This window comes from Streptomyces sp. NPDC002138 (genome assembly GCF_040296485.1).
In the GTDB taxonomy this organism is placed as follows: Bacteria; Actinomycetota; Actinomycetes; order Streptomycetales; family Streptomycetaceae; genus Streptomyces.
On sequence record NZ_JBEOXE010000079.1, the window covers coordinates 19,444 to 32,932 of the forward strand.

A 13,489-nucleotide genomic window follows, 5' to 3' on the forward strand; every position below is an offset into this window, starting at 1 on the left:
CGGGGTGGGTCGGTGGCGTGGAGTGGGTCAGGCCGGCAGGTGGTGCGGCAGCGGGAACTCCCGGCAGAGCCGGGTGACTTCGCCGCGCACCTCGGCGCGGACGGCGGGATCGAGGGTGAACTCGCGCTCGCCGTGGGGCACCACGGCGGTGAGCACCCGGTCGATCAGTGCGGCGCAGCGGCGCATCTCGACCGGTCCCATGGAGCGCAGCGCGAGCGTGTTGGTGCCGAAGCGGATGCCGCTGGTGACCCGGGGGCCGTGGGGGTCGTCCGGGATCCGGTTGCGGTTGACGACGATCCCGCAGTCAGCCAGCGCGGATTCGGCGATCGCGCCGGTCAGGCCGCGGGGGCCGACGTTCAGCAGCACCATGTGGTTGTCGGTGCCGCCGGTGACCAGGATGTGGCCGAGCCCGGTGAAGGCGTCGGCGAGCTCCCGGGCGTCGGACACCACGCGCTGGGCCAGTGCGCGGAACGCGGGCTGGGCGGCCATGTCGAAGGCGCGCGCCTTGGCCGCGACCGCGCCCAGGTCGGGGGTGCCCTGGAGGAAGGGGAAGGTGCCGTGCGCGATGGCCTGCGCCAGGGTGCGCCGGGTGCCGGGCACGGGTGTGTCGGCGTCGCGGCCGAGCAGGATCAGGCCGCCGCGCGGCCCGTACAGCTGCTTGTAGGTGCTGGTGGTGGTGGCGTGCGCGTGGTCCACCGGGCTGGGGTGCAGTCCGGCCGCGACCAGGCCCGCGATGTGCGAGATGTCGGCGAGCAGGAAGGCGCCGACCTCGTCGGCGATCCGCCGGAACCGGGGGAAGTCCACGGTGCGCGGGTAGGCGCTGGCGCCGCAGACGATCACCTTGGGCCGGTGTGCGCGGGCCAGTTCGGCGACCTGGTCGTAGTCGAGCATCCCGTCGGCGTCGGTGCCGTAGCCGACCGCGTGGAAGAACCGGCCCGATACGGAGGCCGGGGAGCCGTGGGTGAGGTGGCCGCCCGCGCTCAGCTCCATGCCGAGCAGGGTGTCGCCCGGCTTCATCAGGGTGCACAGCACGATCTGGTTGGCGGTGCTGCCCGAGTGCGGCTGTACGTTGGCGTAGCGGGCGCCGAACAGCGAGCGGGCCCGGGCCACCGCGAGGCGCTCGACCTCGTCGACCAGCTCGCAGCCCGCGTGGTAGCGGGCGCCGGGGTAGCCCTCGGTGGTGACGTTGGAGATGCTCGCTCCGGCGGCGGCCAGGACCGAGGGGTCGGCGCTGCTGGAGGCGGCCACCATCGCCAGGGTCTCGTTCTGCCGGGCGTGTTCGCGCTCCAGCAGGTCGCAGAGCAGCGGGTCGGCGGCGGCGAGGCGGCGCGCGCCGAGGGCGGCGTAGTCGGCCAGCACGCCGGTGCCCGCGCTCGTCGTGGTGGTGGTGCTCATGCGTTGCTCTCCTCGTGTTCGGCGAGCAGCCCGTGGGCCTCCTCGTCGGTCATCTCCAGCAGTGCGGCGGCGATGTGGGCCACGGCCGCGACGTCGGTGCCGCTCTCGCGTCCCCGGGCGGCGAGGCGCACCGCCTGTTCGGCGAGGGTGGGCGCCTCGAACAGCTCGCGCAGCGGCAGTTCGACGCCGAAGGTCTCCAGCAGTGCCGAGGCGAGCCGGGTGGCGAGCAGCGAGTGGCCGCCGAGTGCGAAGAAGTCGTCCTCGGCGCCGACCCGGTCGGTCTCCAGCAGCTCGGCCCAGAGCGCGGCGAGCACCCGCTCGGTGTCGTCGCGGGGGGCCACGTACGCGGCGGCGGCGCGGTCGGCCCGTCCGTCGGGCTCCGGCAGCGCGCCGCGGTCGACCTTGCCGTTGGGCGACAGCGGCAGCGCGTCCAGCGTCACGAAGACCGCCGGGACCATGTACTCGGGCAGGTCCGCCTTGAGCAGGGCACGCAGTTCGGCGGCGCTCGGGACGGTCCCGGCGGCCTCGGCGCCCTCGGCGGGCACCAGGTAGCCGACGAGACGCCGGTCGTCGCCGCTGCCGTGGGCGCTGACCACGGCCCGCTCGATGGCGGGGTGGCGGCGCAGCACGGCCTCGATCTCGTCCAGCTCGATGCGCAGGCCGCGCAGTTTGACCTGGTGGTCGAGGCGCCCGATGAGTTCGATCACCCCATCGGCGCGGGTGCGGGCCAGGTCGCCGGTGCGGTAGAGCCGCGCTCCGGCCGGTACGGGACCGGTGCCGGCGCCCGGGTGCGGGCGGTAGCGGTCCGCGGTCAGACCCGGGCGGCGCAGGTATCCCCGGGTCAGCCCGGTTCCCGCCAGGCAGAGTTCGCCCGGGACGCCGACCGGGGCCGGCTCCAGCGCGGGGGTCAGGATGACGGCCTGCTGGTTCACCATCGGGCGGCCGTACGGGATGCTCGTCCAGGCCGGGTCGGTCTCGGTGACCGGGTAGGTGATCGAGTGGATGGATGCCTCGGTGGCGCCGCCGAGCGCGATGAAGGCCATGTCCGGCGCGAGGCGGCGGAAGCGCCCGGGCAGGCCGACCGGGATCCAGTCCCCGCCGAAGAAGGCCGCCTTGAGCCGGGGCAGCCGCACCCCCCGCTCCTCCCCCGCCCGTACGAAGGCGTCGGCGAGGGCGGGGGCCGAATTCCACACCGTCACCTTGTGGCGGCGCACCAGGTCGACCCAGTGGTGCGGGTCGCGGGCGCGGTCCGGGTGCGGCATGACCACCGCGCCGCCCGCCGCGAGGATGCCGAGGGTCTCGTAGACGAACATGTCGAAGCTGGGGGACGACAGGCCGAGCACCCGGTCGCCGGGCTGGATGCCGTAGGTGTCGTTGAGGTCGAGGAGGTTGTTGACGACGCCCCGGTGCGGTACGGCGATCCCCTTGGGGGTGCCGGTGGAGCCCGAGGTGTAGATCACGTACGCGAGGTGGTCCGGGGTCGACCCGGCCGGGCGGCGGCGGGCGGCGGGCCAGTGCCCGGCGTCCTCCACCTCCAGCACCTCGGCCCCGCCGGGCGGCAGCAGCCCGGCCAGGGCCCGCTCGGTGAGGACCACCGGCGGCGCCGCGTCCTGGAGCATGAAGGCCAGCCGCTGCGCCGGGTAGGCCGGGTCCAGCGGCAGGTAGGCGCCGCCCGCCTTGAGCACGCCGAGCACGGCCGCGACCAGCGCCGGGCCCTTGGCCAGGCAGAGGCCGACGGTGGTGTCGGGGCCCACGCCCGACGCGAGGAGGCGGCCGGCGATCCGCTCGGCGAGGGCGTCGAGGTCCGCGTAGCTCAGCTCACCGGCGGGGCCGATGACGGCCGGGTCCCGCGGGCGCCGGGCCAGCTGCTCCTCGAAGAGGTCGTGCAGGCGGGCCCCGCCCGCCGGGTACGCGTGGGCCGTGTCGTTCCATTCGACCAGGGCGCGCCGCCGCTCGGCCGCGGTGAGCATCGCCAGCGCCGACAGCCGGGTGCCGGGGGCGGCGACGGCGGCGGCGGCCAGCAGGGTGCGCCAGTGCCCGAGCAGTCGCTCGACCGTGGCCGCGTCGAACAGGTCGCTCGCGTACTCGACGGTGCCAATGAACGCGCCGTCCACCTCGCGCAGTTGGAGGTTGAGGTCGACCTGGGCGCCGCCGCGCGGCACTTCGCGCACGGTGACCGCCAGGCCGGGCAGTTCGGGGGGCGTCAGCGGCGCGTTCTGCACCAGCAGCAGCGACTGGACCAGCGGGTTGTGGCTGAGCGCCGGGGCGGCCGCCCGCTCGGGGAGCATCCGCTCGAACGGCAGCTCCTGGTGCTCGAAGGCGGCGAGCGAGGCCGCGCGGACCCGGCCGAGCAGCTCGTCGAAGGTCGGGTCGCCGGCCAGCGAGGTGCGCACCGGCAGGATGTTGATGAAGCAGCCGATCAGCCCCTCGGCCTCGGCGGGACGCACCGCCGCGCCGGTGCCGACGACGATGTCCTCGCTGCCGCTGTGCCGGGCGAGTACGGCCTGGAAGGCGGCCAGCAGCGCCATGAACGGGGTGACTCCGGCCCGGCGGCACAGGGCCCGGATCCCGGCCGACAGCTCGGCCGGGAGGTCCACGGCGAGGGTGGCTCCGCGCAGCGACTGCACGGCGGGGCGCGGCCGGTCGCAGGGCAGCTCCAGCAGCTCGGGCGCACCGGCCAGCGTCTGGTGCCAGTGGGCGCGGTCCGTGCCGTCGGCGGCGGCGTGGGACTGGGCTTCCCAGACCGCGAAGTCGCCGTACTGGAGCGGAAGTTCGGGCAGGCCGGCGGAGCGTCCGGCGTAGAGCTGGGCCAGTTCGGCCAGCAGGATGCCGATCGACCACATGTCGGCCACCAGGTGGTGAACGGTGATCGCCAGCACGTGGCGGTGCGGCGCCGACCGGTGCAGTACGGCGCGCAGCAGCGGGCCGCGGGTGAGGTCGAAGGGGCGGGCGGCGTCGGCGGCCAGGACGGCCTCCAGCTCGGCGTCCGCCGTCTCACGCGTTTCCAGCGCGAACGCGGCTCGCTCGGCGACGAGTTGGAGCAGCTCGCCGTCCGCCTGCTCGAAGCAGGTGCGCAGCGACTCGTGCCGGTGGACCAGCTCGGCCAGCGCGGCCTCCAGCGCGGCGGTGTCGAGCGCGCCGTCGAGGTGCAGGGCGAACGGCAGGTGGTAGGCGCTGGTGCCGGGGATCAGCCGCTCCACCAGCCAGATCCGGCGCTGGGCCGAGGTGGCGGGAAAGGCGAACTGCTGCATGGTCTGCTCTGCTCTCTGCCGACCGGATGGGGTGGGGTCGAATGCGACGTCGGACACGGGACGGGTGCCGGGGGCCGGGTTCGTCATGCGCCGGTCACCAGGTAGGCGGCGGCCTCGGCGCCCAGTCCGGCCGGGATCCGCAGGTCGGGGTGGGCCGTGGCGGGCGGGCGGGTGGCCGCGCGGCGGGCCCGGCCGCCGCCGGTGACGTGCAGCAGGACGGTTTCCCCGGGCCGGATGCGTCCGGCGGCGACCGCTTGGCGCAGCCCGGCCAGGGCCACCGCGGCGGCCGGCTCGATGTCGTTGCCCTCGGTGGCGGCGAACAGCCGCCCGGCGGCGGCCGCTTCGGCGTTGTCCACCGCCCGCATCTCCCCGCCGCTCTCGTAGAGGCACTCGCGCACCCCGCCGGCCACCGCGTACGGCGGCTTGCGGGTGGTGAGTTCCTGGGCGTGGACGGCGGCCACCGCCGCTCGTACGTCGGGTCCGCAGCCGATGACCGGCTCCGCCAGGCCGTCCTGCCACGCGCGGACCATCGGCGCGAACGGGGCGTTCTGGCAGAGCGTCAGGCGCGGCAGCCCGCCGGACGCGGCGCCCGGGCGCCGCGCCGCCGGGAAACCGGCCGCGCGCAGCCGCCGGGCCGCCTGGTGCGCGGCGATCGCCCCGGCGCCGCTTCCCACGGCCTGGACGTAGTGGTCGGGCAGTCGGCCGATGGTCTCGGCGGCGGACAGCAGCGCGGTGCCGAGGCCGTCGCGGCGGGCCACGTTGCGGGTGCCGCCCTCGGCCTGGAAGCCGGGCCGGGCGGCTATCGCGTCGGCCAGCTCGATCGCGTCGGTGTAGTCACCGGCGACCGTCACCAGCCGTACGCAGTCGGCGCGTTCACCCGCGATGGCGAGGGCGGGCAGCGCCGTCTCGGGTACGACCAGCACGCACTCCACGCGCGCTCGCGAGCAGGCCCGCAGGAAGGCGGCGGCGGTGTTCCCGGCCGAGGCGACCACCAGGACCGGCGGCCGCTCGGGCAGCCGGGCGAGCACCACCTGGGCCTCCAGCTCCTTGAAGCTGCCGGTCTTCAGGGCCGCGCCGCGCTCGGGCCAGTAGCCGCTGAACGCGACCCACAGCTCGGCCAGTCCCAGCTCGCGGCCCAGCTGCTCGGCCCGGTAGGTGGCGCCGATGACGCCCTCGGGCAGAGCCCGGCCGGCGGTCGGCAGCCAGCAGGCGTAGCGGAACGGGCCGCTGCCGGGGCCGGGGGCGAAGGAGCGGGGGTACTCGGTGCTCAGCAGGCCGGGCCGGTGCGTTCCGGCGCAGTCCAGCCGCAGCCCGTCGTCCTGCCGGCTCTCCTGGCAGACCGGACATCGCAGCAGGTACGGGCGGTCCGCCGGGGCGGCGCCGGGGCCGCTCGCCGGTCGGTCGGCCCGCGCCGCCGGAAGGTAGGGGACGGAGGTCATCGTGCTTCCCCCTCGGCGGCCGCGCCGGAGAGCACCGGGCGCAGCGCGCCGTCGGAGCCTCGGCTGACGGCGTAGCGGGTACGGTCCACCCTGACCGGGGCGGGCCGGGCGGCCGGGGCGGCGCCCGCACGCCGGGCGGCGTCGACGAGGGCGGCCACCGCGGCCACCGTGGGCCGGTCGAACAGCTGGTGCAGGGCCGGTGCGGCGCCGAACTCGCTCCGGAGCCGCTCGGCGAAGCGGGCCAGCAGCAGCGAGTGCGCGCCCCGCTCGAAGAGGTCCTCGTGCCGCCCGATCCGCTCGGCACCGAGCAGCTCGGCGAGCATCGCGGCGATCCGCTCCTCGGTCGCCCCGACCGGCTCCTCCACCTCGCCCGCCGTGCGGGTGATCTCCGGTGCGGGCAGCGCCCGGCGGTCCACCTTGGCGTTCGCGGTCAGCGGCAGCTCGTCCAGCATCACCAGCAGCGAGGGCACCGCGTAGCCGGGGAGGGTGCGGCGCAGCAGCTCGCGCAGCTCGGCCGGGGCCGCGGGCGTCCCGTGCTGTTCCAGGTACCCGACCAGCCGGGCCCGCGCGCCCTCGCCGTCCACGACGACCGCCGCCCGGCGTACGGAGGGCAGCCGCTCCAGGGCGGTCTCGATCTCGCCGAGTTCGATCCGGTGCCCGTGCAGCTTGATCTGGGTGTCGGCGCGGCCCACGAAGAGCAGCGCGCCGCCGGGCCCGCGCCGCACCAGGTCCCCGGTGCGGTAGAGCCGCGCGCCCGGTACGGCGCCGAAGGCGTCCGGTACGAAGCGCTCGGCGGTCAGCCCGGGCCGGTCGAGGTAGCCGTGGGCCAGGCCGTCGCCGCCGATCAGCAGCTCGCCGGTGACCCCGGCCGGGACCGGGTGCAGGAAGGGGTCGGTCAGGTAGAGCCGGGTGTTGGCGACCGGCGTGCCCAGGGGCAGTTCCCCGTCGGCCGCGGTCAGCTCGCCGCGCGCCGACCAGACGGTGGTCTCGGTGGGACCGTAGACCTGCCACAGCCGCACGCCGCGGGCCAGCAGCTCGGCGGCCTGCTCCACGGGCAGCCGCTCGCCGCCGCACAGCGCGGTCAGCCCGGGGGTGCCCGGCCAGCCCGCTTCCAGGAGCAGCTGCCAGGTCACCGGGGTGGCCTGCAGGTGGCTGATCCCGCCGGTCTCCAGGCAGGCGCGCAGCCGCGAGCCGTCGCCCGCCGTCGCCGCGTCCGCCAGGTGCACGGTCGCGCCGTGCACCAGCGGCAGGAAGTACTCCAGCGCGGCGATGTCGAAGGCCGGGGTGGTGACGGAGAGCCAGCCCGCGCCGGGGGCGAGCGCGAGGTCGTGCTGGAAGGAGGCCAGCAGGTTGGCCAGGGCCCGGTGCGGCACCACGACGCCCTTGGGGCGGCCGGTCGAGCCGGAGGTGTGCAGGACGTACGCCGCGCTCTCCGGGGCGATCGGGGTGTCGGCCCCGCGCCGCGCCTCGCCGATGGTGTCGAGCGCCAGTACGGTCCAGTCCCCGGCGGGCACCCGGTCGGCGGGCAGGTCGGTCAGCACCGCGGCGGCGGCGCCGTCGGCCAGCACCAGGGCCAGCCGCTCGGCCGGGTGGCCGGGGTCCAGCGGCAGGTAGGCGGCGCCGGACTTGAGCACGCCGAGCAGCGCGGCGAGCAGCCGCGGGGTGCGCGGCAGCAGGACGGCCACGGCGGCGCCGGGGCCGATGCCCAGCGTGCGCAGCCGGGCGGCGACTCCGTCGGCGAGCCGGTCCAGGGTCGCGTAGTCCAGCTCCTCCCCGCCGTCGCGGCCTGCGGCGCGGACCGCGACGGCGTACGGGGTCCGGGCGGCCTGGGCCTCGAAGCCGCGCACCACCCCGTCGGCCGGGTCGTAGGCCAGGGCCGTGTCGTTGCCCTCCGCGAGTACGGCCGTACGCTCGGCCGGGGCCAGGAGCGGCAGTTCGCCGGCCGGGCGGGCGGCGTCGGCCGCGATCTCCGCCAGCAGGGTGGCGAAGTGGGCGGCGAAGCGCTCGGCTGTCGTGGGCAGGTAGCGGTCGGTGTCGTAGCGGACGGCGCCGGCCAGGCCGCCCGCGGCCTCGCCCAGGGTCAGCTGGAGGTCGAACTGGCTGCCGCCGACCGGCAGCGCCAGCGTCGAGCAGTCCAGGGCGCCGAGGGCGAAGGGGACGCGGTCGCGGCCGGTGGCCATCGCCACCAGGGCCTCGGCGTGCGCGCCGGGGGCCTGCTGGAGGCTGAACAGGCTGCGTACCAGCGGCCGTCCGCCCTGGTCACGGTCCGGGCGGATCAGCTCGACCAGGGCCGGGAACGGCACCTCGGCGCCGTCGAGCGCGAGCCGCGCGCTCTCCCGCACCCGGCTCAGCAGGGCGGTGAACGGCTCGGCGGCGTCGATCCTGACGCGCAGCGGCACCGTGTTGACCAGGCAGCCGACCGTACCGGCGAAGGCGGCGTCGTCGCGGCCGTGGGTCGGGGTGCCGACGACCACGTCCTGCTCGCCGGTGCTGCGGGCCAGCAGGAGCTGGAAGGCGGCCAGCAGCACCGTGTAGAGGGTGCTGCCCTCGCGCCGGGCCAGTGCCGTCAGCGCTTCGGTGGTGGCGGCGTCGACTTCCAGCGGCAGCGAGGCGCCGCGCATCCGCTGGCGTCGCGGCAGCGGCAGGTCGGCGGGGAGGGAGGTACCGGCGCGGACCCCGGCCAGGGCCGTGCGCCAGCGGTCCAGCCGGCGCCGTCCGGCCGCGGTGTCCACCAGGGCGGCCTGGCGGCGGGCGAACGCGGCGAACGGGGCGGCGGGAGTGTCGGCGGCGGTGGCGGTGGCGGTGGCCGGTTCGCCGTGCGACGCCGTCGGGAAGGCGGCGGCCAGCTCGTCCAGCAGCAGCGACAGCGACCACAGGTCGGCCACGAGGTGGTGGGCGGTCAGGACCAGCCGGTGGCCGTCCTCGGCCCCGGTGAACAGCCGCGCCCGCAGCAGCGGCCCGGCCTCCAGGTCGAAGGGCTGCTCGGCGGCCTCGGTCAGACGGGCGGCCAGCTCGGCCGCGCTCCAGCCGGAGGCGTCGGCCTGCTCGAAGGCGGGCGGCAGCTCGGCGTGCACCCGCTGTACCGGGCCCGCACCGGTGCGGGGGAAGGTGCTGCGCAGTACGGCGTGCCGCCGGGTCAGGTCCGCCAGGGCGCTGCCCAGGGCGGCCGGGTCGACCGCGCCGTGGATGCGGAAGGCGGTGGAGACCAGGTAGGCGGGGCTCTCCGGGGCGACCTGGTGCAGGAGCCAGAGGGCGGACTGGTTCGGGGACAGCGGGTGATCGCCGGGCTCGGTGGGCTCGGCCGCACCGGCTGCGCCGGTCGCGCCGGAGGGCTTCGCGGCCCCCGCCGCCTCCTCGAAGCGCTCGGCGAGCAGCCCGGCCAGCCCGGCCAGGTCCAGGGCGAGCGCCTCGGTCAGGGCCAGGTCCACGCCCAGGACGGTGTGCAGTTCGTGCCGCAGCCGGACCGCGCCGAGGGAGTCCAGGCCCAGCTCGGTGAGCCGGTGCTCGGGGGCGAGGTCCGCCGCGGCCAGTCCGAGCCGGGCGGCGAGCAGCCCGCGCAGCGCGGCCAGCAGCAGCGCCGGGCGCTCGGCCGGGCCGGCCGCCCGCAGCGCGGCGGCGTCCAGCGCCACCGTCCGCTCGTCGGCGGCGCCTTGCGGGCGGCCGCTGTGGGCCAGCGCGGTGAGGTCGCCCTCGCGGTACGAGGCGGCGCACACGTGGCGCTGCACCTTGCCGCTGGAGGTGCGCGGCAGCGTCGCGGCGCGGATCAGCACCACGGCGGCCGGGCGTATCCCGTGCGCCTCGGCGACGGCCTCGCGCACCGTGCGGGCCAGCGCGGGCAGGTCGCCGTCCTGGTGGTCCCGGGACACTTCCTGGACGATCACCAGCTCGGCGTCACCGGCCAGTTCGACCTGGACGGCGGCGCCGCAGTTGGCGCGCAGCGCGGGGTGGACCGCCGAGACGGTCTGTTCGATGTCCTGCGGGTAGTGGTTGCGGCCGCGGACGATGATCAGGTCCTTGAGGCGGCCGGTGACGTACAGCTCGCCGTCGTGCAGCAGCCCGAGGTCGCCGGTGCGCAGGAAGGCGGGGCCGTGCTCAGGAGCCGCGGCGGTGGTCTCGACGGCGGTCTCGACGGCCGGAGCGGCGGCCTCCTCGGTCGCTCCGTCGATGGCGAGGCGGGCGCCGAAGGTGGCCGCGCTGTGTTCGGGCCGGTTCCAGTAGCCCTGCGCCACGCTCGGCCCGGAGAGCCAGATCTCGCCGATCGCCCCGGCGGCCACCGGCCGTCGGGTGACCGGGTCGACGATCTCCAGCCGCTGGGAGTCGTCCGGGCGCCCGCTGCTGACCAGTTCGGTGGTGCCGCCCGCCCCCGCCGTCCCCGTCGCCGCGTCGCCGGTTCCGGCGAGCAGCGCGTCCGGGGCCAGGAAGCGGGCCGGGGCCGTGCCGTGCGGCTTGCAGGAGACGATCAGCGTGGCCTCCGCCAGCCCGTAGCACGGGGTGAAGGCCTCCGCCCGGAAGCCCGCCGGGGCGTAAGCGGCGGCGAACCGCCGGAAGGTCTCGGCGCGCACCGGTTCGGCACCGTTGAACGCCACCTCCCAGCTGCTCAGGTCGAGTCCGGCCAGCACCTCGGGGGTGGCCAGGTCGGCGCACAGGTCGTAGGCGAAGTTGGGGCCGCCGCTCACCGTGGCCCGGCTGCGGCTGATCTCGCGCAGCCAGCGCAGCGGGTCCTGCCCGAAGGAGGTGGGGGACATCAGCGAGCAGGAGCCCGCGTAGTACAGCGGCTGCAGCATGCCGCCGATGAGTCCCATGTCGTGGAAGAGCGGCAGCCAGGACATGCCGCGGGTGCTGCCGGTGGTGCGGAACGCCCGCTGGATCAGGGCTGAGTTGTGCAGCAGGTTGCCGTGCGTGAGGACGACGCCGCGCGGGGCCGAGGTGGAGCCGGAGGTGTACTGGAGGAAGGCCACGGTGTCGGGGCCGACCCGCGGGTGCGTCCAGTCCCCCGCTTCCGCCTCGGGCACCTGGTCGGTCGCCAGCAGCCGCAGTACGTCCATGACCGCGCCGTCCGGGTCGTCGGGCAGCAGCCGGTCGCGGACGGCGGCGGTGGTCAGCGCCACCGTCGCCCCGCAGTCCACGACGATGTCGACGAGCCGCTCCAGCGAGCGCGGCCGCCGGTTGGGCGGGTACACCGGCACCGCGACGGCCCGGGCGTACAGGCAGGCGACGAAGGAGACCACGTAGTCCAGACCCGGCGGCTGGAGCAGCAGCACCGGACGGTCGGTCAGACCGAGCCGTTGCAGCCGGGCGGCGACGGCCCGGGCCCGGCGGTCGAGCTGTCCGTAGCTCAGCCGCTCGGCCGGCGCGTCCTCCCTTCCGGAGAACTCGAAGGCCGTACGGTCCGGATCCGTCGCCGCGGTGGCGGCGATCGCCGAGATCCAGTCCTGATGCTCAAGTCGCGGGTCCACGCGTTGTTCCCTCACCGTTCGGTGTCCGATGCCCTGTTCCTGCTGCCGCCGTCGGCGACCGATGCGTACCGGCGCTCGCGCTCAGCCCGCGGTCGCCGGAGCGGCGGCCTCGGCGGCCTGCCGCTCCATGGCCACGCGCAGGCTCAGCGGCCGCATGTCGGTCCACACCTCGTCGATGTGGGCCAGGCACTGCGCCTTCTCGCCCCGGGGGCCCTCGGCGCGCCAGCCGGCCGGGAGTTCCCGGTCGGCGGGCCAGATCGAGTACTGCTCCTCGTCGTTGACGACGACCTGGTAGACGGTGGTGTCCTCGCTGCTCATCACTGCGCTCCGATTCCGATGGACGGGGGTGGGTGGGTCGTGGGCAGCGGGGTCGGTGCCGCCGCCCGGTGCGGGCCGTACGGGCCCGCCGTTCTGTCTCCGATGCTGTCGTTCCGCCCTGACCGCGCTCTGGGCCTGTCCTGGGCCTGTCCTGGGCCTGTCCTGGCTGCGCGCGGACGGCCTTCCGGCGGCTGCCGGTTGCGGGACCGGCGTCGGGCCGACGGCGCGCTGACGGCTCACTGAACGCCGACTGACGGCCCGCTGGCGGGCGGTCGGAAGCGGCGGCGGAGGCTGCGGCGGGCGCGGCGCGCTCAGCCGAGGGCGGGGAAGAGCCGGGCCTCGGCGGCCTCGCGGAGGTAGGAGGCTCCGGCGGTGCCGCCGGTACCGCGCACCTTGCCGATCACCTTCATCGTGATGCCCCAGTGGGTGCGCTTCATCGCACCCCACGAGTCGTCCAACTCGCTCATGGACGGCTGGAGTTCACGCGCGACGAGCGGGCTGCGCAGCAGGGTGCGGTACAGCTCCGGGGCGGACTGTTCCACGGTCCGGTAGGCCTTGGACTGCACCGCGCTGCGGCCGTCGGTGTTGGCCCGGATCACCGCGAAGGCGTCCTTGGGCATGGTGGTCAGCACCCGGAACACTCCGGAGGTCCCGGCCACCTGCCGGGTGGCGTCCGCCAGCAGGTTCCGTGCCAGGCCGCCGTGACCGGCGGCCACCGCCTCGGTGGCGTCCGCCATGGACCGGGCGACGGCGGCGAAGACGGCCTCGAAGATCTGGATGACCCGGATGAACATCTGCTCGTCGTGGCTCCGCGTGGTCGGCGTCAGCGTCAGCTCCACCGCCCGCAGTACGTCGGACGGCACCGTGTCCCGCGCCGCCGCGACCGCGTCGGCGCAGGCCCGGACCAGCTCGGCCGTGTCGTCCTCGGCGGCCTGCGGCGCGGTGGCCGTCCCGCATCCGGCCGCGAGCCCGGTCGCCGCCGTCAGGGCGCGCAGGGCGGCCCGGGTACGGGCCCGCCCGTCCGGGGCTCCGGCCAGGGTGGCGGCCTCGATGGCCACCAGGTCGGCGAGCAGTGCGGTGATCACCAACTCCGTGCGCGCGTGGGCCCCGGCCCGGGCGAGCGAGGCGTAGACCGGCGTGCCGAGGTAGCTGTCGTAGTCGCCCTGCGCACCGTCCACCACCTGCGGCAGCCAGTCGGTGAGCAGCCGCGCGGCCGGGGCGGCCGGGGCGGCGGGTGCGACCGCGCGCAAGGCCGTCAGCAGCTCCGCGCCGACCGCGTTCTTGCCGACGGCCCGGTAGTGGCCGAGGACCGCGCGGTACGGGAAGCGGGCGGCGTCCCGGCCGTCGGCCCGCCAGGACGCCACCGCGCGCAGGGCGCGGCGCGGGTCGAGGTCGGCCGGGTCCGGCCGGGCGGCGGCCAGGCTGGGGCCGCCGACCCCGGGCGCGCGGCCCGGGTCGACGACGGGCGCGGGCGCGGTGGCGGCGGCAGGGGTGGTTGCGGCGGGCCCGGCGGCATGGGCCGGGGAAAGGGCGGTCCCGGATGTACGGGCGGATCGGTTTCCGCCGGGTGGGCACGGCCCTGATCGCGGAGCCGCCGCAGGAGGAGACGGCGTAGCGGGAGGCGGCACAG

Annotated in this window: 6 protein-coding genes; all 6 read right to left on the reverse strand. The window is 76.4% G+C overall.

What is annotated here, in order from left to right:
- Positions 1–27 precede the first annotated feature (27 nt).
- Positions 28–1,395, reverse strand: a complete 1,368-nt coding sequence (gene glyA, locus ABT084_RS33165; protein ID WP_351052049.1) for a serine hydroxymethyltransferase — start codon at positions 1,393–1,395, stop codon at positions 28–30.
- Complete coding sequence (locus ABT084_RS33170) at positions 1,392–4,646, reverse strand: non-ribosomal peptide synthetase (protein WP_351052052.1); 3,255 nt, start codon at positions 4,644–4,646, stop codon at positions 1,392–1,394. Before ABT084_RS33170 ends, glyA begins: the two co-directional genes overlap by 4 nt.
- An 83-nt stretch (positions 4,647–4,729) precedes the next feature.
- Positions 4,730–6,085 (reverse strand): cysteate synthase, encoded by a 1,356-nt coding sequence (locus ABT084_RS33175; RefSeq protein ID WP_351052054.1) that lies wholly within the window; start codon positions 6,083–6,085, stop codon positions 4,730–4,732.
- Positions 6,082–11,541, reverse strand: coding sequence for a non-ribosomal peptide synthetase (locus ABT084_RS33180; protein ID WP_351052057.1), 5,460 nt, complete (start codon positions 11,539–11,541; stop codon positions 6,082–6,084). The genes ABT084_RS33175 and ABT084_RS33180 overlap by 4 nt, the downstream gene beginning before the upstream one ends.
- An 81-nt stretch (positions 11,542–11,622) precedes the next feature.
- Entirely contained in the window at positions 11,623–11,859 is a 237-nt protein-coding gene (locus ABT084_RS33185; RefSeq protein ID WP_351052060.1) for an MbtH family protein, read from the reverse strand.
- Between the two features lie 311 nt (positions 11,860–12,170).
- The coding region (locus ABT084_RS33190; protein ID WP_351052063.1) for a hypothetical protein at positions 12,171–13,489 on the reverse strand (1,319 nt) is incomplete at its 5' end.